We start from the raw sequence: 23,821 nt of genomic DNA, 5'->3' as shown, positions 1-23,821 counted from the left end.
CAAAATAGAGTACTTTATGTAAAAATATAGTTTAGGAGATTGAGAAGCAAATTGCTTTTCTGTGACAGGTTAAGGAGGATACAGCATGTCTCACGGTGTACGATTTTTTTATGGCATAACAAAGCCTACCCGGCATTTCCAAACATTTAAAAAAGAAACGCGGGAGAGGGGATTTATCTGGAGATTCATCGTCTTGTTGGCGGTAAGTTCAATAGTGTGGGCTGTAACAGCAGTACTGAATGTCCAATTTGCGGGTACATTACCCGAATACAGCTATTTATCTGAAGGTAATCAAACAAATGTTTTGCTTACTGAATTTATTACAGGCGGGATAACGGGAATAATCATTCCACTTATCGCTATTGCAGTTGGTGCAATCTTATATTGGCCTTTTTTTCAGGAGGTAGGATTTAAAAAGTTGTTTGTTTTACATACATATACTTATGTCGTGTTTTTAATCGCAGCATGTTTGCAGCTTCCGTTTATTGCGGCGCTCCATGTTCCGAATGACTATTCGCCTTTCAGTCTGGGAGTGCTTGCTGACCTAATTACGAATCAATCTTTTATATTATCTTTCTTGTATTCTATAACAATATTTTTAGGTTGGATATGGATCGTTCAATTTTTTGCTTTGAAAAATGCAGCAAAGCGTTCGAACGTTTATACTGTTTTATCGATCGTCGGTTTAACGTTAGCTGCATTATTAGTCTATGCAGGATTCCAGGCACTCTGATCATTGGAAAATGGGGGCATATGAATTGAAAGCAAAATGGATTGTATTAACTGTAACAGCGGTATTTATAATAGCTTTTATCAGTTTGAACAGTTATTTATTAAACGAAAAAATAGAAACAGAAGAAGAACTTGAAACCTTAAAAGTGAAGCAGGAAACGTTCAAAGAAATTGTTCCGGCTGAAGGGATCGTCATCCCGGCCCAGGAAGAGAATGTTTACCAGAATGAAAAACTTGGCCCTATCGCTGAAATGAATGTTCAAGAAGGCCAGCAAGTTACTGTAGGGACGGAGTTGTTTCGTTATGAAAATGAAGAATATGAAGATAGGATAGAGCAATTAAATGCTGAGATAGATCGGTTGGAAGTAGAAGCAGATCAGCAGGAAGATTTGATTGGCAATTATGAAAATCAGCTCGATGAAGTTGATTATGATATGAGTGCGACTGAAGAAGAAAATCAGCAAAACCAATCACTTGAATTTGAGCTTGAAAGAAAAATAGAAGAAGCTGAATATGAAAAGCGATTAACAGAACTTAAAATAGAACAAGCAAAACAGCAAATCGATCTAATAGAAGAAAAGGACAAAGAATTAATTGTAACAAGTGAAACGGCCGGGATCATAACGGAAGTAAACAAAAATCCAGGAAACAATACGGACGGTGCACAAGAACCGGTCGTTCACATTGTTTCCTCGGAACACCAGATCAAGGGTTTCATTTCTGAGTATGAACTCGAACTTCTCGAAGATGGCCAGCCGGTAGAGATGATGACAAGCGTTATTCCTTCAAAGCGATGGAAAGGCGCAGTGAGCAGCATAAGCGACTTTCCGGTATCAAAGGAAGAATACGCTTCTGAAGACGGAAAAACGTACTACTCTTTTGTTGTTGATCTAGAAAATGAAGACATGCAGTTAAAAAATGGCTATCACGTATCGCTTGATGTTGCCGTAAAAGTAAACGAGAATGCGCCGGTCATCACCAGCGATGCACTGGTTATAAAAGGGCAAGAACAATTTGTTTTGGCAAAAACAAAAAAAGGAATCGAAATGCGTGCGGTTACGATTGGCCAGCAAAAGAAAGAGTTAGTCGAAATCGTTAATGGCTTAAAAGCAGGAGAAAAAGTGGTGCGAAACCCGTCTCCAGAATTAGTAGAGCTGTTAAAACCAGAGAAGCAAGAAAAGGAAAAGAAAAAGAAAATCACCACTTGAATCATGACCACAGTTTCTAGAGCTATAGGGACTGTGGTTTTTCTGTGTTTTTTAAAATTTTCTGATAAAATAAAATACAGGATTATTTTAACCTGTAAATGCCAAATGTTTTGCAACCTATTCCAAACAACGAAAGGATAATGGAAATGAAGTTTACCAGCTTTACACTAGATGGAAGAGAGTCCTTTGGAGTCATATTTAGCGAAGAAGATGGTTATGTTTATGACCTTAAAAAGATAGCGGATTTTAGAAGCGAAGAAACGAACCCAGCGAATCTTCAAGAATGGATTTCCCTTTATGGGGAGAAATCAGAAGAATTCATTAGAGAAATGAGATCATCAAAGATAAATTTTGGGCAGTTTCGTTATTCGATGGATGAGATAATCCTCCGATCTCCTATTCCAAAACCTATTAAAAATATATTTTGTGTTGGGAAAAACTACGCTGCGCATGCTATCGAAATGGGAAGTGAAGCTGATATTCCTGATTTCCCTATCATCTTTACAAAACCGCCGACATGCGTAATAGCAACTCATGAATCGATCTATTCCCATCCTAACGTAACAACACAGCTCGATTATGAGGGGGAATTAGCTGTCGTCATCGGTAAAAAAGGAAGAGCGATAAGCAAAGAGAACGCACTGGATTACGTATTCGGATATACGATAATCAATGATGTGAGTGCAAGAGATCTACAAAAGCGACACAAACAATTTTTTATGGGGAAGAGTTTGGATACTTCCTGTCCGATGGGACCGGTGATTCTACATAAAAGCGCTGTTAACGATCCGCATAACCTTTCCATCGTTACACGTGTAAATGGGGAAGTAAGACAGAACGGAAATACAAAAGACTTTATTTTTGATATTCCTGAACTCCTTGAAGTGATTTCACAGGCAATGACGCTCGAACCGGGAGATATTATTGCTACTGGTACACCGTCTGGAGTTGGGAAAGGCTTTAAGCCACCGCGGTTCCTTAAACCAGGTGATCGGGTGGAAATTACGATCGAAGGGTTGGGAACACTGGTCAATACCGTTAAGTAAAAGAGAGGGGGCAAAGAGATGGCGAACACACAAAGCTTAATCGAACAACTTCATCGAATTGTAAAAGATGCCTCCAGAGTCATTGTTGACCATGAGTCGCTTGTTCCGTTCAAGAGTGATTATTCTTCAGAGGGAACGACACCGCTTGCAGTTGTTTTTCCTATAACAACAAAAGAAGCTTCCGAAATTCTTTTGTTAGCGAACCAATATAAGACCCCAGTTTTTCCAAGAGGACGGGGGACTTCTTTAAGCGGAGGGCCTGTGCCGGTTGTAGAGGGTATCATAATGGATTCTACTAAATGGACATCAACACTTGAAATTGATCCAAATAATCTGATAGCTGTTGCTTCTCCTGGTGTTATCACTGCAGATATTGATAAGGCAGCAAGTAAACATGGCTTGATGTATCCTCCAGATCCGAGCAGCCTCGATATAGCCACAATAGCTGGAAACGTCGCAGAGAATGCTGGCGGTCCCCGGGGATTAAAATATGGCGTTACGGGAGACTATGTCCTTGGGCTGGAAATCGTAACGCCGGAGGGCAAAGTAATGAAAACCGGAGGGAAAACGATGAAAAATGTAACCGGTTATGATTTGACAGGCTTGATCACCGGCTCTGAGGGAACTCTTGCCGTTGTCTCTCAAGTTACCCTTAAGCTTATTCCTCGCCCTAAAGAAACAAGAACCCTTTCTGCAACGTTTGAGGATATGACCTTAGCAGGAAACGCCGTGTCAGCAGTCCTGCAAAATGGTCTCTTGCCTTCAAAGCTTGAGTTTATAGACCAGGCATGTATCAAGGCGGTGGAAAAATTTGAACCGATGGATCTACCTGTATTTGCTGAAGCTCTCCTTTTAGCGGAAGTTGACGGAACAGGTGAAAACGTACAAAAGGAAATCGATGAAATTGCATTGATATTTGAAAATTTTGGGGGTTGTGTAACGGTTGCGAAAAATGAAACAGAATCAAATCGATTATGGAAGGCAAGGAAGCTTGTTTCACCTGCGATAAAAGCGTTGTGTTCATGGAAGCTCTCGGAAGATGCCACAGTTCCAGTAAGCCAGATTCCCGCAATGATTAAAAGGCTGAAAACGATAGGTGAAAAGTATAACGTTCCGCTAGTAGTGTTCGGACATGCGGGCGATGGGAACCTTCATCCCAACTTGTTATTGGACAAGGAGGATGCTGGACAACTGGAAAGAGCAGAACTTGCAGTAAAAGAGATCTTTCAAAGTGCTCTTGAACTCGGTGGAACACTTTCAGGGGAACATGGCATCGGAATGTTAAAATCCCCCTTTTTGAAAAACGAAGTCGGCGAAACAGGGATCGACATGATGAGGAGGATAAAAAAAGCATGGGATCCCAATAATATCTTGAATCCCGGAAAGATTTTTTCAGCCGATGATAATCTATGATGGGCGTTTAATTCAAATAAAAAAAAGGAATGGAATAGACGAGAGTTGAAGTTCAATTTGATGTTAAACAGTGTGATCTATTGAAGAACGGAGGGGTTTAATTGGACAAGAAAATGTATATCAATGGAGAATGGACTGGCGGCGATCTTGAAAAGCTAGAGGTGAGAAATCCAGCCACGGGAGAAGTGTACGGATCTGTACCGATGGCAGGGGAAAAAGAAACGAGAAAAGCGATCGACGCTGCATACAGGGCGTTCGACTCCTGGTCTCAGCTAACAGCCTACGATCGAGCTGATTACTTAAAAAAGCTAACCCGGTTATTGCTTGAAAATGAAGATGAGGTCGCAGAGATTATGACAAAGGAAATGGGTAAGCCGCTTCATGAATCAAAAGGAGAAGTTCAGTATGCTGCTTCCTACCTGGAATGGTTTGCGGAAGAGGGAAAAAGGATGTATGGACGTATTATCCCCCCTCATAAACAGGGGAAACATATGGAAGTTCGAAAGCAGCCAGTTGGAGTTGTTGGCGCGATCACACCATGGAACTTCCCTGCAGCTATGATTACAAGAAAACTCGGCCCTGCGCTTGCAGCAGGCTGTACCTTTGTAGTAAAACCGCCAGAAGAAACACCATTAACAGCGATTAAGCTTGTAGAGTTATGTGAAGAAGCGGGGATTCCTAAAGGAGTAGTAAATCTGGTCACGGGTGATCCAAAGGCAATAGGAGGAGAACTGTTAAGCAATCCGCATGTCAGAAAGATCACTTTTACCGGGTCGACTCAAGTTGGGAAACTGCTGATGAAACAGGCTGCCGATTCAGTAAAGAAAATCTCGCTTGAACTTGGCGGGCACGCACCGATTATAGTACTCGATGATGCAGATGTTGATAAAGCTGTAGATGGCGTTCTGGCTTCTAAGTTCCGAAACGGCGGCCAGACCTGCATTTGCGGGAATCGCGTATATGTACATGAAGATATCCATGATGAATTCGTGGACAAGTTTGTTAAAAAGACAAAAGAACTGCAGGTTGGAGACGGCATGGAAGAAGGAACGATGATCGGTCCTATCATTAACAAAGCCGGCTTTGAAAAAATCGACAAGCATGTAAGAAATGCGGAAAACCAGGGTGCGGAAATTGCTGCAGGGGGAGAAGGATATGAGAAGGACGGAGCGTATTTTTATAAACCAACCGTTCTTACAGGTGTTAAACCGGCAATGCTTATCATGAACGAAGAAACATTTGGCCCGGTTGCGCCGATCCAAAAAATTTCTTCCATAGATGAAGGCATCAAATATGCAAACCAGACACCGTTCGGTTTAGCTGCATATGTATTTACTGAAAGTGTTTCAAAAGGAAACAAAGTAGTTAACGCACTTGATTACGGAATCATCGGTTGGAATGACGGGGTTCCTTCAGCTGCACAGGCACCGTTTGGCGGAATGAAGCAAAGCGGACTCGGGCGAGAAGGCGGTAAAGAAGGATTAGAAGACTATCTTGAAACGAAATACGTTTCGATCGGAACAGAATAAAATCTTTACAGAAAAAAGGATCGATCACTAAAGTGGATCGATCCTTTTTCAAATCAACAAAAAGAAGAGGCGCAAATAGCACCTCTTCTTTAACAGAATGATATTTAGTTATTCCTATTGAAGCACTTCTTTAATCTTTTCGATCGCCCAATCAAGGTCTTCTTCGCTAATAATAAGCGGAGGAGCAAATCGGATAACCGTTTCGTGTGTTTCTTTGCATAATAAACCTTTTTCTTTTAACTGCTCACAATAAGGCCTCGCCGCTTCGTGCAGTTCTACTCCGATGAACAGGCCTCTACCTCGCACTTCTTTAACTGCTGGATTATCGATTTCCCTTAACTTTTCTTGAAAGTAATTACCGAGTTTTAAGGAACGCTCAACAAGGTCCTCTTCAAGAATAACAGCAAGAGATGCGATCGAAACCGCACAAGCAAGCGGGTTGCCCCCAAAAGTAGAACCGTGGGAGCCAGGATTAAATACTCCGAGGATATCTTTATTTGCGGCAACACAGGAAATCGGGAATACGCCTCCTCCCAGAGCTTTACCAAGAATATACAAGTCCGGTTCTACATCTTCCCAATCGCATGCGAACATTTTGCCAGAACGGCCAAGGCCGGCCTGGATTTCATCTGCGGCATAGATAACATTGTTCTCTTTACATACTTCGTATGCTTCTTTTAAAAATCCTTCAGGAGGAATATTGATTCCTGCTTCACCCTGGATCGGCTCAAACAAGAACCCTGCTGTATTCGGTGTGATCGCTTCTTTTAATGCATCCACATCACCATAAGGAATGAGTTTGATGCCTGGAAGCATCGGACCGAATCCCCGCTGGTACTCTTCTTCCGATGATAATGAAACAGCAGTCATGGTACGACCATGGAAGTTTCCTTCACATGCAATGATTTCAGCCTTGTTTTCTTCTACGCCTTTTACTTCATAAGCCCATCTGCGGATAGCTTTTACAGCTGTTTCAACTGCTTCAGCACCCGTGTTCATCGGCAGGACCATATCTTTATTGGTAATGTTAGAAACTTTTTCATACCACGGTCCAAGCTGATCGTTATGAAATGCTCTGGATGTCAGGGTAACGCGGTCAGCCTGGTCTTTTAACGCATCAATGATTTTAGGATGGCGGTGGCCCTGGTTAACAGCGGAATACGCGCTAAGCATATCCATGTATTTGTTGCCTTCAGGGTCTTCAACCCAGACGCCTTCAGCCTTAGTTACAACAATCGGCAGTGGATGATAGTTTTTTGCACCGTATTTTTCTGTTTGATCGATAATCTCATTAGTTCGTACCATTCTATCACTCCTTTATGTAAATTGAACGATTCTTAACCATTATAACAATGAAAATGCTTACTTCCTACAATTTGAATAAAGAATTTATCAGTTATCTTAAATAACACCAGACCTTCTCACAAAACAATTTTTCATGATATGATAGATAGGGTTTCATAATATACAATGTACAGGGAGGAAATGTAAAAGATGCTTCATGCCCACTATACAGCATGGGTGCTGACACTCATTCTATTTTTTGTTAGTTATTTTCTATTGCGACTCGGTAAAGAAAAAGGACAAAAGATCACGCATATGATTTTAAGGTTGTTTTATATTTTAACTTTGATTTCCGGAATCGTGATGGTAGTAGATATCACAGCGGCTTTTGGATTTTATGGACCGGTATATATTAAAGCTGCACTGGCGATATGGCTGCTTACTTCCATGGAAATGGTGCTCGTGAAAGGCAAAAATGGAAAGTCCACTACTGTTTACTGGATTCAGCTCGTTATCGCCTTTGCACTTGTATTATTCTACGGTTATTCAGTCTTGCACATTTATACGTTATAAAGAATATGAAAAGAAGACTGCGATTAAGCAGTCTTCTTTTTTTACCGTTCATAAAAGTATAACTTTTTAACAGAGGGGAAGGCTCGCCAATCGGCGAGTTTTCTTCATTCTAAAAAAACTTAACGAGAAGTCGAAATATGCCGATACTTAAACTAGGATTGAAGATCAGGGGCTTTAATCGGAATTTTTCTACAATTAACTACAATATTTATGGTATGATAAACATAATATTACAATTTCGTAACATTTTGTTATCTTAATTTCCTAAAATTTAGAAGGGAATGAGGTGAGGATAATGCGTACATACACCACTCTTTTTAATACCATAGATGAACTATCACAATTTATCGATACGAAAGCGCTGGCAAAACAGGCATCAGTATTTGTAATGATCCATGCAGAGAAAGGGCATTCCGATTTGCCGCTTTTTATATCCAGGCAGATCAAGCAAATGATACCTGCTGCAAAGATAGTTGGCATAAGTGCAAACGGTTTACTTCATTCAGGCTTTTTTATTGAGGGGAAAGTACTGCTGACTTTTTCGGTTTTTGAAAAAACACAAATTACTACAACTATTACCGGGATCGAAAAAAGCAACGATCTTTATCTGGAAGGAAAGCAGCTTGCCGAACAACTGATCCAAACAAACACAAAACTAATTGTCCTGTATACTGCTGGCGTTACAAATGATGAAGCATTTATAAAGGGAGTCCATTCGGTTTCAAGAGATGTCATTGTTGTCGGGGGACATGCTGGTTATGGCAGCGGTTTTTTGGTGACGGATGAAAAGATTATAAAAAAAGGGATAGTGGCTGCAGCATTTAACAACCCGAAATTGCAGGTTAAAGTTTTTCAAGAAATAGACTGGAAGGCTGAAGGGAAGATATTTGAAGTTACCAGATCAAATAAAAACAGAATTTATTCGATAGATGGAATCGAACCGGTGGAGCTTTATCGAAAGTATTTAGGGGAAGAAATATCGAGGAACCTGCCCGGATCAGCATCACAAATTCCGCTAATAAATATATCAGGTGATACAGATGTTCCGCTTCATATAGTTAGACGGCATAGTGATGGAAGTATAACGGTTAATAAGAAGATAGAGCCAGGAGACAAACTACAATTTTCTTTTGGGGAAGCTGCTTCTTATGTTGAAGCATCCAAACGCTTGTATGACAATGTTTCCAACGTTCCTACCGAATCGATTTATGTTTTTTCTTCTGAGGCGGTAAAAAACTTTTTTAATAAATCGATTGCAGTAAAACTGAATCCGCTTGAAGACATATCCCCTGTGAATGGCTGTTTTCTGCATGGAGAATTTTATATTACGAAAAATGGCATATCGAACAGTGTGAACAGTTCGCTCATCGTTTCCATCGCAGAAAAAAATGTATTGCCTACCGTACAACAGACAACTCGAACATACACTCAGGAGATGAAAGACTTGGATGGACTTAAAGCATTGTCACATTTAATCAAAGCATCAACAGAAGAGCTTGAGTTACTAAACACTACGCTCCAGCATTCTGAACAAAAATATAAGTCTCTTTTTGATCAAAACCCGAACCTTGTTTATTCGGTTGATATGCAAGGGAGAATTACTAGCGCGAATCCGGCACTGCAAAAAGTACTTGAATATGAACCAGAAGAAGTGATGCGGAAAAACGCGTTAAAGTTTGTTAGCCGTGAATATAAGAAAAAGACGAGGGAACGTTTCTACCAGGCGCTAAACGGAGTATCACAAACCTATGATTCTGTATTACTGAGTAAGAGCGGAGAACGTATCGCATTTACGATTACAAATATACCTATCGTCGTTAATGGAAAAATTGTTGGCGCATATGGAATCGGAAAGAACATTCACCGCCAGAGGGAAGCGGAAGAAACAATTGCACATTTAGCTTATTATGATGCCCTAACCGACCTGCCAAACAGGCTCTTGTTTGAAAATCTGGTTGAACAATCGTTGAAAAAGGCGAATGACAGATTGGCGATTATGTTTATCGACCTCGACCGTTTTAAACTGATAAATGATAGTCTTGGCCACAATACTGGTGATCTTATCTTAAAAGAAGTTTCCGGTATGCTGAAGCAGGTAATAAAGGATGAAGCGGTATTAGCAAGGTTTGGCGGTGATGAATTTACAGTTTTAATGCCAAGGATAACTGATGAAAAGGAAGCGCTTCTTTTATCTCAAAAGGTGATTGATGCATTGAATCAACCGATTATACATAATGAACAGGAATATTACATTTCTGCAAGCATCGGTATCAGTATTTCTCCTTATGATGGAAAAGAGCTGGACCGTTTGATGAGAAATGCATACATCGCGATGGACAGGGCTAAAACCTTTGGTGCGAACAGAATCGAATTTTATACAGATGAAATGAACGGCCAGACTTTTGAACGGCTGGAGCTTGAAAGCTATTTGCGCAGGGCGATCGAGAAAAATGAATTGATACTATACTACCAGCCGCAAATAAGTCTGGATGAGCAGGAGATTTATGCATGTGAAGCGCTCATCAGATGGAACCATCCAAAGCTTGGCCTGGTCTCTCCAGCTCAGTTTATTCCGTTGGCTGAAGAAACCGGACTGATCGAAGATATCGGTATCTGGGTATTGAATGAAGCATGTAATCAAACGAGACAGTGGCAGTTGCTTGGATTTCCTGAACTCTCCATAAGTGTTAATGTTTCGGGCAGGCAGTTTCAGAGTCCAGCTTTTGTAGCATCTGTAAAACAGGCATTGAATGAGTCCGGCCTTCCACCGCATTGCCTGCATCTTGAAGTAACGGAGAGTACGACATTAGCCAATACGGAATACAGCAAAACGATGTTGAATGAATTAAGATCTCTTGGGATCAAGGTATCCATAGATGATTTTGGTACTGGTTATTCCTCACTAAGCTATTTGAAAGATTTCCCGCTCGATATATTAAAGATAGATCAGTCATTTGTCCGGAATATCCAGGAAAACAATGCGGATGCTGCGATAGTTAAGGCAGTGATCACGATGTGCCAGGGGCTGAACCTGTCGATCGTAGCCGAAGGAATTGAAACAAAAGAGCAGGGAGAAATCATAAAATCATTCGGATGCCAATACGGCCAGGGCTATTTTTACAGTAAACCGCTTTCTAAAGATACGTTTGAACGTTTGCTGTTCCGACGTGAAGAACCTGTATTAACTTAACAGCAACACATAAGACTGTTCAGGCTTTTTGCCAGGCAGTCTTTTTTTATTACACTCATGAAGTGGAAATTAGGAACGCAAAACACTACTTCTTCCATCATTCGATTCCCCGACCGGCGGATTTTCTTTATTGGCGATGTGCAGCTAAAAGTTTACGGACTGGAGGTTAGTGGAAAATAGTTTGTACATTTTGAGGTGATAAGTCGATGCAAGTTCAAGTAATGATAATAGGCGGAGGAGTAGCTGGACTAACTCTAGCAGTTAAACTGGCAAAACAGGGAGTAAGAACCTTGCTCGTCGAGAAGGAGAGAAAAGCAGGGCTTATTTACAAAGGGGAGCTTCTGCAGCCAAAGAGCCTTGAAATATTTGACAGGATTGACTTGTTAAAAATAATCGAGCAGCATGGGTTTTCGCTCCCGGATGTTAATTTTGAAGAGTTTGAACAAAAGGAGAATGGAGAGTTAAAAAGACTCAGTAAAAACACATTTCGCTATGATATCATTCCTTCTCCTTATAACACATCGATGATGGTTCCGCATGAAACATTGAGGGAGCTGCTCTTAACGAAAGCATTGGAATATAGTTGCTTTCATCATATTCAACCAGGAAAGTTTCTTGGTTTTACAGAAGAGGACAGTGCAACCCGGCGGGCTATCGTGAAAACAAAAAATGGCGAAGAAATCATTACCGCTGACTTTTATGTCGGAGCAGAGGGACGAGCATCTGTTATCAGAAAAGAAATGGGAGTCAGTGTCGATCAATCAACTTACAACCATCATTTTTTAACTGTAACGTTTCCAAGGCCCAAGTCCATGACAGAGTCGACGATCATATCCACAGAACAACGCTTTCTTGGATTATTTCCATTACCAGACAACCAGGTCCGGTCTGTTTTATTAATAAAACCGGAAGAAAACAAAGAAATGAGAAAACGGGGCATCGAATCGTTTTATGAGAGCTACTGTAAACTTATGCCTGAACTGGAAGGTTATGTACACAGGGTTTCTTCGTGGAAGGAAATTCAGCTAATGATTCCAGTACGTCATAATGCTTCTCAATATTCGAAGGATAACATGGTTATTATTGGTGATGCAGCGCACAGTGTGCATCCAATGGCAGGGGAAGGAATGAATCTTGCTATACAGGATTCGGATATTCTGGGTTCTCTATTGGGGTGGATGTTTCGAACAGGTAACACAGACCATTCCCAGTTGAAAAGATTTGAACGTATACGTAAGCCGAGGGCTGAGTTTGTTTCTGAATTAAGCCACCAGGCTGCCTTGCTGTATGCTTTTCCGAACCGCATGTCACAAAAAATCAGGATTCGGGGTTTGCGTGCAACCGAAAGGGATAACAAACTTCACTATAAGCAAATGTTAAACACTTCCGGACTGGGCATATGGCGGTTTACTACGCAGGATAGACTGCGGCAGTTAGGTGCATTGCCTTATAAAAAGGATAGGAAGCTGCCGCTTGAAATAAAGAAACAAAAACAATTTACAGAAAAAGAAGATTACCCCTGGAACACAGCTGTTGACGAATAGGAGGAAACCGGATGATCAGGGAATGGACAAGAATATGGAAAGCCAGAAAGTGGATGAAGATAAATGAGCCGTTTCTGTATGCCTGGCATGCCCATATCGGCTATAAGTTAAATTTATTTGATGCATTTTCAAAAGGGTTAACAGTTCAAGAGGCAGCCGAAAAAAGAGATGTTGACCAATTACTTCTCGGAAGGTGGGTTGACGTGGGCGTGGCGATCGGCCATCTGAAACAGGGCAGAAAAGGAAAAGTAAAATCAAAACGAAGCCTGCGCAAATACCTTTCCAAAAAGAGTGAGGACTCAGTGGGAATCGTTTTAAAAGAAATGATGGAACTTCATATTCCGAGCTTGATGAAATATCCTGATCTTTTGACCGGGCACACAAAGATAACGTACATCGATGATGATTTTGCTGAGACAGTTGCCGAAACCTCCACTTTTATAGAGCAATTTGCTTTCCCGAAAATAAATAAGTGGATTAAAAAAAACAATGTTACGTCGATCGTCGACTTTGGATGCGGACATGGGGGTTACTTGGCGAGAATCTCAGAAAAGCATAAAAATATGAATCTAACTGGTGTGGAAAAAAACGAAGAAGTATGTAAAGAAGCTGCAAACCGGATAAACGCTTCAAGCGGGACTGGCAATGAGCTTAAAATTTACCAGAGTGATATTACTGAATGGTCATGGAATGGCACCCGTTTTGATATGGTGATGATGAATAATCTTTTGTATTATTTCTCTCCCGAGCAAAGGGAGAACTTATTTCTAAAGGCAAAGGAACTTACAGGCGACAAAGGCAGCCTTGTCATCATCTCCCCATTAGACGATCCATCCCATGGGCATGCTTTTTCCGCAGCATTTAACAGCTTTATGAGCGCACATAAAAACCTGTATCCACTTCCAACTCTAAATGAAATAAGAAGGCTTGCCACCAGGACCGGATTTACCGTTAAAAAAATCCAGCCGGTAGTAAAAGAAGGGGCATGGTATTTCTTAGCGCTCCAAAAAAAATAGATTACAGATTTTATAGAACTACCTTTTTGGGCAAAGAATAAGATTAGCTGATTCATAGAGTTCTGCCCGAACTTAGAATCAGCTTTTTTTTGCATACCACCAACTTCTACTCACCATTTTACGGTACCTGCATAGTGTATAAGTGGGCCAGTGCCTAAAAAGCTTTTTATTCGTTTAAAGGAGGGTGAGAGAAATGTGCGGTATCACAGGATGGCTTAATTGGAAGAAGGATTTAAGAGATGAAACGAAAACAATGGAGCAGATGGCAAGGCAGCTTTCTTTCAGAGGACCTGATGCACTAAATACATGGATTTCTCCGCACTGTGCATTCGGGCACACCCGTTTGATCGTAGTGGATCCTGCCGGCGGACACCAGCCGATGACAAAGTCAAAACAGGGAAATTCTTACACCATCGCTTATAATGGTGAATTATATAATACAGAAGATATTCGAAAGGAACTATTGAACAAAGGATATACGTTTAATTCACATTCGGATACAGAGGTATTGTTAACTTCCTATATCGAATGGGGAGAAGAATGCGTTGGATACTTAAATGGAATTTTTGCATTTGCAATATGGGATGATTTAAGAGAATCACTATTCCTGGCTAGAGATAGAATGGGAGTAAAACCGCTTTTTTACCATGAATCAACAGATGGCCTTTTGTTCGCTTCAGAATTAAAAGCGATTTTAAAGCATCCTGCTGTTAAGGCAAAGGTTGACAGGGAAGGTTTACAGGAGATATTTGGATTAGGGCCTTCCCGGACTCCGGGTCACGGTGTATTTAAAGGAATACGAGAATTAAGGCCGGCACACGCTATGAGAGCCGATCGAAACGGTACAAAAATTTGGCGATACTGGGATGTAGAGAGTAAAGAACACTCAGACCCGCTCGATGAAACGATAGAAAAAGTAAGGATCCTTGTCAAAGATTCGATTGAACGACAGCTTGTTGCCGATGTTCCGGTTTGTACGTTCCTGTCCGGGGGAGTGGACTCAAGTGCGATTAGCAGTATAGCACAGGATTATTACCATCTTCATAACAAAGGAACGCTAAGGACTTTTTCGATTGACTATGTAGATAATGATAAATATTTCAGCGCAAGCGAATTTCAGCCTAACTCTGATGCGCCATGGATTAAAAAGGTTTCTGCCGATTTGCAGACCGATCATAAAAATTTGGTCATTCACACGGACGAACTAGTCGAGCATTTGAAACAATCTGTTTTAGCAAGGGATTTACCGGGCATGGCAGATGTAGACTCCTCACTGTTATGGTTTAGCAAGCAGATCAAAAAGGAAGCAACCGTAGCACTTTCAGGAGAGTGTGCCGATGAAATTTTCGGCGGCTACCCCTGGTTTCATAAACCAGAGCTCCTTGAAAAGGAGCAATTCCCGTGGATGAGATCTACAGAAGAAAGAGCATTGTTGCTTAAAGAACCGCTTCGGAAGAAACTTGATCTCCAAAACTATGTCAAGCAGCGCTATAGGGAAACTGCTGCCGAGACGCCAGCACTGTATGGAGAATCTTCAATAGAGGCAAGAAGAAGAGAGCTTTTTTATTTGAACTTTAATTGGTTCATGCAAACCTTGCTCGAACGAAAGGACAGAATGAGCATGGGAGCAAGCCTTGAGGTTCGGGTACCGTTCTCTGATCATCGTATTGTAGAATATGTATGGAATATACCGTGGGAAATGAAGATGCTTGATAACAGAGAGAAGGGAATTTTAAGAAAAGCGCTAAAAGGCGTGTTAGAAGATGATGTGCTGTACCGGAAAAAGAGCCCATACCCTAAAACCCATAACCCTAATTATACAAAAGCAGTTAAAGGATGGCTCAGTGAAATTCTTTTGAAACGAAGTTCCCCTATCCTTGAACTCGTAGATGAAGAAAAAGTGACGGACATAATACAGACTGATGGCAGATCTTTCAAGGTTCCATGGTTTGGGCAGCTGATGACAGGCCCCCAGCTTATCGCTCACCTTGCACAGATCAACACATGGCTGGAAGCGTATAACATCGATATATCAGAACAGTGAAACAGGAGGCTGGGACTAAAGTATTTATCGGAAAGAAAATCCGAACTATGATTCAACATTCTAAGCAGAATTCGAATCAGTTCGGATTTTTTACTGACTTACAGATGGAAGCCAGTCCTTTATCTTAATCTGTTACTTTTAATACTTGAAATCCAAAAGCAGGAAGCTTTATCTTGAGATCTTCTATGTCAGTATCTTCGTTTCCAGACAGCAGGTTCAATACTTTCTTATTCTGTAACTCGTAAGGAAAATCGATCGACTCGTCGTGTTCAGAATTGTTAATGATAAAGAGCAGACTCTCGTTATCCAGCTTTTTTTCGTAAACAAGCTTTCGGTCTTCGGCATATAAGAAATGCAACTCCCCGTTGTTCCCAAAAGCAGGTTCATTTTTGCGCAGATCGATTAATCGTTTTACGAAGGAGAACAATTCTATATCCTGATTCTCTTCATCCCATATCATACATTTACGGCATCCAGGATCTGCTCCGCCGGTCACCGCTATTTCATCTCCATAATAAATACATGGTGTGCCTGTGAAGGATAGTTGGAACAGGAATAACAACTTTACTTTATCAACATCTTCTTCGGCCATTGTTAAAATTCTTGGTGTGTCATGGCTTCCGAGCAGGTTGAAAGCAACTTCGTTTACATTTTTTGGATAGGAGTGAAGCAAAGCATTAAGGTTATTTACAAATGTTTTGGAATCGATTATCTGATGAGCGAAAAAGTCGAGTGAAGCTTTCGTAAATGGATAGTTCATTACAGCATCGAACTGGTCTCCCTGGAGCCACGGCATAGAATCGTGCCAGATCTCGCCAAGTATATATACATCAGGCTTAACAGATTTCACAGCGCTACGAAATTCCCTCCAGAATTGGTGGTCTATTTCATTTGCGACATCGAGCCTCCATCCATCGATATCAAACTCCTCGATCCAATACTTTCCTACTTGAAGGAGATATTCTTTCACTTCCCGGTTCTCGGTATTTAACTTTGGCATGGAAGGGACAAAAGCGAACGTATCATAATTTGGTGCTGGCTCTGTTTGAATCGGAAACTCTTTTAAATGAAACCAATCTTTATAAGGAGATTCTTCTTCATTTTCCAAAACATCTTGGAACGGCTTAAAGTAATATCCGCTATGATTGAACACAGCATCCAGCATGACACGAATACCGCGATCATGACATTCATTTACAAGGCGCTTAAACGTGTCCTTATCACCGAACTGCGGGTCGATTTCCATATAATCGGTCGTGTCGTATTTATGATTAGAATGAGCCTTGAAGATCGGAGTGAAGTAAATGCCGGTTATGCCCAGTTTTGCAAGATAGTCAAGGTTCTCTATTACTCCTTCAAAATCTCCTCCAAAAAAATTCGTAGGCGAAGGAGATGCTGATCCCCATTCAAGGGTTCCTTCAGGATCGTTTTCTTTGTTTCCGTTTGCAAATCGCTCCGGAAAAATCTGATACCAAACAGTGTCTTTTACCCACTCGGGCGCATGGAATACATCTATTCCATTTAAGAAGGGAAAGCTAAAATAGTCGTTCGTATCTATAGGAGCTTCTTCAAAATAACCCTTTTCAGTGAAAATAACTTCTTCGCCGTTTGTGTCCTTGAGTTTGAACCCGTAGCGAAGGCGTCTGTAGGGAGGTCTAAGTTCAACGGACCAATAATCAAACAGAGAATCAGATCCGGAAAGGGCCATTTCCAGCTCGTTCTTTTGCCAGGCGTTTTCTTTCCAATCGAACGGATCGCCATGGATTAACCAGGCAGAAGCCAGATCCCCTTTTTTAGTTCGGAGCATGATATGTAAGGTTTCTTTATCATACGCATACGCATAATTGTTTTTAGGGCGATGGTAGATTGCCTCTTTTAGCATTTGTTTACCTCCTTCGTTTTCGCAAGCGGTTGCATTAATGAGTTATCGTTTATCTATTTTAAGCCATCTTGCAAAATGATACAAATGAGAGCTTATCAGAATAGAAAAAGCATAGAGTACTAGACAATATTGTAAGCGTTTTAAAAAAACGAAAGAAAATTTAGTGCAAACGGTTGCGAAAAATATCTGGGCATGTATAATGGAAATTAGAAAGTTAGTGCAATCGTTTTCATCGATTCTCCATGCTTTTTAGAAAGCGCTTGTACATACGATCTAGTAACTATATTTTTATCATTTTGGGGAGGTCAAATTCTATGAAGAGATTTTTTGCGCTTTTCCTAACGCTAGTTTTAGCTATTGGAGTTCTTGGCGCTTGCGGTCCTGATAATTCAGCAAGCAACAGTGGCGGAAACAACGAAGGAAAAAATGAAGGTGACAAATCGGGCGAAGCAACAGATGCAGAAAAGCCTGACAAATTAGTAGTCTGGGAAGATAAAGAAAAAGGCGTAGCCCTTGAACCTGCTATTAAGAGCTTTGAAGAGAAGTATGGAATCAAAGTTGAGTACAAAGAACTTGGCATGGCTGATGAAATCAGAGACCAAATTCGCCTTGACGGCCCTGCGGGAACAGGACCGGACGTCCTTACTTTGCCACATGATCAAATCGGCCAGGTAGCAACTGAAGGGTTGATTGCTCCGATCAAAGTAGAAGATAGCGTTGTTGATAAATTCTCTGAATCTTCTATTCAAGCACAAACTTTCAATGGTGAATTATATGGTTTGCCGAAATCTACTGAAACACCAGTGTTTATTTACAACAAAGCTTTAATGGACAAAGCTCCTGAAACAATTGATGAAGTTTATGATTTTGCGAAAGACTATACAAAAGGAAAGCAATACGGATTCCTTGCACTCTGGGATAACTATTATTTTGCACATTCCGTGCTTGGCGGTTACGGCGGTTATGTGTTTGAAAGAACAGATGAAGGCCTTAATCCACAGAACGTCGGATTAAACAATGATGGTGCTGTTGAAGGTGCGCAATATATTCAGAAGTGGTATAAAGAAGGGCTGTTCCCTAAAGGAATCATTGGGGAAAACGGCGGATCTACGCTTGATGGTTTGTTTAACGAAGGAAAAGCTGCGTCTGTTATGAACGGTCCATGGGCATTCCAGGGCTATAAAGATGCAGGCATCGACATCGGCGTTGCTCCAATGCCAAAACTTCCTAATGGAGAGCCTTTCAAAACATTTATCGGTGTTAAAGGCTGGCATGTGAGTAACTACTCTAAAAACAAAGAGTGGGCTACAAAACTAGTTGAGTGGATCACAAATGAAGAAAACGCGAAAATCCGTTTTGAAAAAACAGCTGAAATCCCACCGGTTAAATCTCTAATCGAGGATCCTATTATCGCTGATAATGAAGCTGCTAAAGCGGTAGCGGTCCAATCTCAATACGGTACTCCGATGCCTAATATTCCTGAGATGGCAGAAGTATGGGAGCCGATGGCTTCAGCTCTGCAACTAATCGCAACAGGAAAACAGGAACCAAAAGCTGCACTTGATGAAGCGGTAAAAACAATTGAATCTCAAATTGAACAAAAGCACTCTTCTAAGTAGGTTTAAAAACAAAAGCGGTACCTCATAGTGAGGTACTGCTTCTCACTTTAATACAAGTAAAGTGGGATGAAGAAAGGGGATCATCATTAACGATGGAGGCAAATGCACAAACAAAACATCGCAAAACAGCATTGTTATTGTCCCTTATCCCTGGACTAGGGCAAATATATAACAAACAATATATTAAAGGCATTATCTTCTTGATTTTAACTGCATCTTTTGCGATAGCGTTTTATGATTTGATCGATATTGGACTCTGGGGAATCGTGACCTTAGGAACAAGCCTTGAAAGAGGCGACCACTCCATTTTCCTACTAACACAGGGTATTATTGCGATCCTTGTTATCGTTCTCGGACTTGTTATCTATGGTATCAACTTAAATGATGCTTATAAAAATGGAAAGAAACGTGATCAGGGATTTGCTCTTAATTCCTTAAAGGAACAATATCAAAATATGGTTGATGCAGGTTTTCCATATTTAATGGTATCACCGGGATTTCTCCTGCTTGTATTCGTTGTTATTTTTCCAATTTTATTCGTAATTCTGTTATCTTTTACAAACTATGATCTTTATCATTCCCCACCGGCTAATCTAGTCGATTGGATTGGCATCCAGAACTATATCGATATTTTTAAAATGGATATCTGGAGGGATACTTTTGTTGATGTATTTGCATGGACAGTTGTATGGACCTTTGTTGCGACAACGGGCCAGATCGTTATCGGTATTTTCCTTGCCGTACTGATCAACCAAAAAGACCTTAAATTCAAAGGCATGATTAGAACGATTTTTATTTTACCATGGGCTGTTCCGGCATTCGTTTCCATTCTGGTCTTTGCCGGTATGTTTAACGAAACGTTTGGAACGATTAACAATGACATTTTAGCGGCTTTAGGCATCGATGCTATTCCGTGGTTAACTGAACCGCTTTGGACTAGAGTTGCTTTGATCTTTATACAATTCTGGCTTGGCTTCCCGTTTATCTTTGCGATGGTAACAGGCGTGTTGCAATCCATCCCCGATGAATTATATGAAGCAGCAACAGTTGATGGGGCTAGCATGTGGCAAAAGTTCCGCACGATTACGTTGCCGATGATTCTCTTTGCGATTGCTCCGATCCTTATTACACAATATACGTTTAACTTTAATAATTTTAACGTCATTTACTTATTCAATGGTGGAGGACCTGCCGTAGCAGGACAGACAGCCGGATCAACAGACATCTTGATTTCCTGGATTTACAAATTGACGTTCACCTCTGCACAATACGGAAAAGCTGCAGCGATAACAATGATCTTATCTGTTATCGTAATCACGGTGGCGTTGTGGCAGTTCAGAAGGACGAAGTCATTCCAAGAAGAGGATATGATGTAATATGAATATGAGAACGCAGAAGCTCGTTAGATTAACAGTGTCATACGCAATTATCGCAATCGCTATAGGGATTATTTTGTATCCGGTGTTATGGATTATCGGCTCATCTTTTAATCCAGGCGACAGTTTGTCCGGGTCGTCCATCATTCCTGAAAATGCTACCCTGGACCATTACCGGGAGCTGTTTAACCCGGAGCAAAGTGATTATTTGATATGGTACTGGAATACGTTGAAAATTTGTGTTGTGACCATGATTCTTGCAGTTGCCATGATTTCTACTATGGCGTATGCATTTTCAAGATATCGTTTCATCGGACGGAAGAACGGTTTGGTCACTTTCTTGATTCTTCAGATGATTCCTAACTTTGCAGCTTTGATCGCCATTTATGTCCTTGCTTATTTAACCGGGTTGCTCGATACACACCTGGCGTTAATCTTGATTTATACCGGCGGCCTATTGCCGATGAACACGTGGCTTGCCAAAGGGTATTTTGATACGATTCCTAAGGAACTTGATGAATCTGCAAGAATCGATGGGGCAGGGCATTTCAGGATTTATTGGCAGATCGTTATGCCTCTTGCAAAGCCGATCCTGGCGGTCGTTGCTTTGTTCAGCTTTATCACACCGTTTACAGATTTTATCCTTGCCCAGATTGTTTTAAGAAGTGAAGAGAAATACACACTTGCAGTAGGATTGTATAAGATGATTTCTGACCAGTTCGGTAATGAGTTTACAACATTTGCAGCAGGTTCTGTGTTGATCGCTATACCAATTGCAATCCTTTTCCTTTCTCTTCAAAAATATTTTATTTCAGGACTTACAGCAGGCGGAACAAAAGGATAACAAGAAAGGATATTAAGAAAGGAACGGCGAGAAGCAAATGGATTAGGGATTATCCTGCTGAACCCGTTCTTTTCATTTGTAATCATAATTTAAAAAGTAACTTAAACCTAACAAACATTAAAACAGGAGGATACTTATGGAAGATACAAGCTTTGCAATACATCCGGGAAACAAAAAACAAATCGAAGGTTCTCCTTTTCATGATATTGGCAATATTATTTCGTTTTCATCGACGGAAAAAGGATTTTCTGTCGAGTGCGAGCAGGCTGCTGTAGAGATTGTCTTTTATTCGGACGAAATTGTACGTATTATAATGAATCCGTTTGAAAAACCTTCCTTTAAAACAAGCTTTGGAGTAATAGCAGAACCAGATGAGGTCAAAGTAAGTTCAGAAGAACATGACGGAGCAATTGTTCTGTCGACTTCTAAACTTGTAATCAAAATTATGAGAGAACCTTTTCGTTTACATGTGTTTGATGAAGAAGGAAATGAAATTGTAAGAGAAACGAATAAAGGAATGGGCTTTAACGAAAAAAAAGAAGTGATTTGCTATAAAGACATGGAAATAGATGACCATTTTTATGGTTTCGGAGAAAAAACAAGCTTCTTAGATAAACGGGGCGAAAAAATGACGATGTGGAATTCGGACGTTTATGCGCCTCATAATCCTGAGATTGATGCGCTTTACGAATCTATTCCATATTTTATGGCATTAAGAAACGGTAGAGCCTATGGGATATTCTTTGATAATACTTTTAAATCTGTTTTTGACATGAAGTCCCATACAGATACGTATTCATTCTGGGCAGAAGGAGGGCAGCTGGACTATTACATCCTTGCAGGCCCGACACCAGGGGAGGTTATTTCCCAATATACTAGCCTGACAGGAAGAATGAAGCTGCCGCCAAAGTGGGCGCTCGGATATCATCAATCACGCTACAGCTATGAATCAGAGCAAGAAGTGCGAGAGCTTGCCAGGAACTTTATCGACAAAGGCATCCCTATCGATGCTATTTACCTGGACATTCACTATATGGATGGATATCGTGTCTTTACCTTTGACAAAGACCGATTCCCAGCGCCAGAAAAATTAATTGCTGATCTGAAGGAAGCAGGAATCCATGTTGTTCCTATCGTGGATCCTGGCGTAAAGGAGGACCCGGAGTACAAGATCTATCAGGAAGGAATAACAAACGATCTTTTCTGTAAATATATGGAGGGTAACCTGTTCTTTGGTGAAGTATGGCCTGGAAACAGTGCATTCCCGGATTTTACGAATACTAAAGTACGAAATTGGTGGGGGAAAAAACACAAATTCTATACCGACATGGGAATCGAAGGAATTTGGAACGATATGAACGAGCCTGCTGTTTTCAATGAAACAAAGACAATGGATGTAAAGGTGATGCACGGTAATGATGGAGATCCTAAGACACACCGTGAGATGCATAACCTGTACGGTTTATTGATGGGAGAAAGCACGTATAACGGAATGAAAGAGTTATTGAACGGAAATCGTCCGTTCCTATTAACACGTGCAGGATATTCTGGTGTTCAGCGTTATGCAGCAGTCTGGACAGGGGACAACAGAAGCTTCTGGGAACATCTTGCAATGGCGCTCCCGATGGTTATGAACCTTGGAGTTTCCGGTGTGCCGTTTACAGGTCCAGATGTCGGCGGTTTCGCACATGATACAACGGGGGAATTGCTGATCCGTTGGACGCAGTTTGGCACCTTCACCCCATACTTTAGAAATCACAGTGCGCTGGATACAGTAAGACAGGAACCATGGGCATTTGGCGAAGAAGTAGAAGCGATTACGAAGAAGTATATCCAGCAACGGTATGTCTGGATGCCTTACCTGTACACCCTTTTTAATGAAGCGTCTAAAACAGGGAGTCCGGTTCTTCGGCCACTTGTTATGGAATATCCAAATGATGAACATACCTTCAATCTATCTGACCAGTTCTTAGTCGGTGAAAATGTCCTTGTGGCACCAATCTTGTCACCATCCACTTTCCACCGTGTTGTCTATTTGCCAGAAGGAAATTGGATAAACTATTGGACAGAAGAGAAAATTGCCGGGGGCAAACATGTATTGGTAGAAGCAAGCCTCGACACATTGCCGATTTTTATTAAGGAAGGTTCCATCATCCCGAATGGCACAGTAAAACAGTCAACAGCAGTAACAGAGGAGAAACTGACCCTTCATGTCTATCCTGCTAATGAAAAAACAGAGTGTATGTTGTATGAAGATGACGGAAAAACATTCGACTATGAAAACGGCAAGTATACTGAGACAAAGATTTCCTGTTATTTGGAAGGGGAATCGCTTACAATAAACATGGAGAACAGTAATGAAGGCTTTGAGCCAGCTTGGAAAGAAATCGAATTCCAGGTGCATCAAGCTGAAGAAGATCTTGAAATTATACTAAACGGTAACCAGATCGGTAATACTCATTTCCACCCGGAAGAACGGAAGATTACCTTTACAACTAACAAATCATGAAATGTGAGCGAA

General features: G+C 41.0%; 16 protein-coding genes. 14 read left to right on the top strand and 2 right to left on the bottom strand.

The features are described 5' to 3' along the window. Positions 1–85 precede the first annotated feature (85 nt). The 5 genes from FCL54_RS08655 to FCL54_RS08635 all read left to right on the top strand — a co-directional run bounded on the left by FCL54_RS08655 (position 86) and on the right by FCL54_RS08635 (position 5,928). A complete protein-coding gene (locus tag FCL54_RS08655) occupies positions 86–733 on the top strand; it encodes a hypothetical protein (RefSeq protein ID WP_138125378.1) in 648 nt (215 codons plus the stop codon). A 25-nt stretch (positions 734–758) separates the two neighbouring features. Further along, complete coding sequence (locus FCL54_RS08650; protein ID WP_171016751.1) at positions 759–1,940, top strand: efflux RND transporter periplasmic adaptor subunit; 1,182 nt, start codon at positions 759–761, stop codon at positions 1,938–1,940. 146 nt (positions 1,941–2,086) lie between these two features. Continuing rightward, a complete protein-coding gene (locus FCL54_RS08645; RefSeq protein ID WP_138125374.1) occupies positions 2,087–2,986 on the top strand; it encodes a fumarylacetoacetate hydrolase family protein in 900 nt (299 codons plus the stop codon). Between the two features lie 18 nt (positions 2,987–3,004). After that, positions 3,005–4,399 (top strand): FAD-binding oxidoreductase, encoded by a 1,395-nt coding sequence (locus FCL54_RS08640; protein WP_138125372.1) that lies wholly within the window; start codon positions 3,005–3,007, stop codon positions 4,397–4,399. 101 nt (positions 4,400–4,500) lie between these two features. Next, complete coding sequence (locus FCL54_RS08635; RefSeq protein WP_138125370.1) at positions 4,501–5,928, top strand: NAD-dependent succinate-semialdehyde dehydrogenase; 1,428 nt, start codon at positions 4,501–4,503, stop codon at positions 5,926–5,928. A 114-nt stretch (positions 5,929–6,042) separates the two neighbouring features. Here the strand turns inward: FCL54_RS08635 and FCL54_RS08630 are convergent, their stop codons facing one another. Beyond that, positions 6,043–7,233: an ornithine--oxo-acid transaminase gene (locus tag FCL54_RS08630; protein ID WP_138125368.1), complete on the bottom strand. Its 1,191-nt coding sequence runs from the start codon at positions 7,231–7,233 to the stop codon at positions 6,043–6,045. Positions 7,234–7,422: 189 nt separating this feature from the next. Between FCL54_RS08630 and FCL54_RS08625 the strand changes: the two genes are divergently transcribed. The 5 genes from FCL54_RS08625 (at position 7,423) to asnB (ending at position 15,579) form a co-directional block, all read left to right on the top strand. Beyond that, positions 7,423–7,785 carry a YisL family protein gene (locus tag FCL54_RS08625; RefSeq protein WP_138125366.1) on the top strand — a complete coding sequence of 121 codons (363 nt, stop codon included), beginning with the start codon at positions 7,423–7,425 and terminating at the stop codon, positions 7,783–7,785. Between the two features lie 295 nt (positions 7,786–8,080). Next, on the top strand, positions 8,081–10,975 hold the full coding sequence (locus FCL54_RS08620) for a bifunctional diguanylate cyclase/phosphodiesterase (RefSeq protein ID WP_138125364.1): 2,895 nt from the start codon (positions 8,081–8,083) through the stop codon (positions 10,973–10,975). Between the two features lie 206 nt (positions 10,976–11,181). Continuing rightward, the gene (locus FCL54_RS08615) at positions 11,182–12,519 is read left to right on the top strand and encodes an FAD-dependent oxidoreductase (RefSeq protein ID WP_138125362.1); all 1,338 of its coding nucleotides are present in this window, start codon (positions 11,182–11,184) and stop codon (positions 12,517–12,519) included. Positions 12,520–12,530: 11 nt separating this feature from the next. After that, the gene (locus tag FCL54_RS08610) at positions 12,531–13,535 is read left to right on the top strand and encodes a class I SAM-dependent methyltransferase (RefSeq protein WP_138125360.1); all 1,005 of its coding nucleotides are present in this window, start codon (positions 12,531–12,533) and stop codon (positions 13,533–13,535) included. Positions 13,536–13,728: 193 nt separating this feature from the next. Then, positions 13,729–15,579 carry an asparagine synthase (glutamine-hydrolyzing) gene (asnB, locus tag FCL54_RS08605; protein ID WP_138125358.1) on the top strand — a complete coding sequence of 617 codons (1,851 nt, stop codon included), beginning with the start codon at positions 13,729–13,731 and terminating at the stop codon, positions 15,577–15,579. 124 nt (positions 15,580–15,703) lie between these two features. Here the strand turns inward: asnB and FCL54_RS08600 are convergent, their stop codons facing one another. Next, positions 15,704–17,461: an alpha-glycosidase gene (locus FCL54_RS08600; RefSeq protein WP_138125356.1), complete on the bottom strand. Its 1,758-nt coding sequence runs from the start codon at positions 17,459–17,461 to the stop codon at positions 15,704–15,706. A 314-nt stretch (positions 17,462–17,775) separates the two neighbouring features. Between FCL54_RS08600 and FCL54_RS08595 the strand changes: the two genes are divergently transcribed. From FCL54_RS08595 to FCL54_RS08580, 4 genes are all read left to right on the top strand, one after another. Then, complete coding sequence (locus tag FCL54_RS08595; protein WP_138125354.1) at positions 17,776–19,080, top strand: extracellular solute-binding protein; 1,305 nt, start codon at positions 17,776–17,778, stop codon at positions 19,078–19,080. 92 nt (positions 19,081–19,172) lie between these two features. Continuing rightward, positions 19,173–20,456: a sugar ABC transporter permease gene (locus FCL54_RS08590; protein ID WP_138125352.1), complete on the top strand. Its 1,284-nt coding sequence runs from the start codon at positions 19,173–19,175 to the stop codon at positions 20,454–20,456. Position 20,457: 1 nt separating this feature from the next. Beyond that, positions 20,458–21,300 (top strand): sugar ABC transporter permease, encoded by an 843-nt coding sequence (locus tag FCL54_RS08585; protein WP_138125350.1) that lies wholly within the window; start codon positions 20,458–20,460, stop codon positions 21,298–21,300. Between the two features lie 136 nt (positions 21,301–21,436). Continuing rightward, the gene (locus FCL54_RS08580; protein WP_138125348.1) at positions 21,437–23,809 is read left to right on the top strand and encodes a glycoside hydrolase family 31 protein; all 2,373 of its coding nucleotides are present in this window, start codon (positions 21,437–21,439) and stop codon (positions 23,807–23,809) included. Positions 23,810–23,821: the final 12 nt, after the last annotated feature.

The organism is Exobacillus caeni, assembly GCF_005747095.1.
GTDB lineage: Bacteria > Bacillota > Bacilli > Bacillales > Guptibacillaceae > Exobacillus > Exobacillus caeni.
This window is presented reverse-complemented; position numbering and strand designations above follow the sequence as displayed.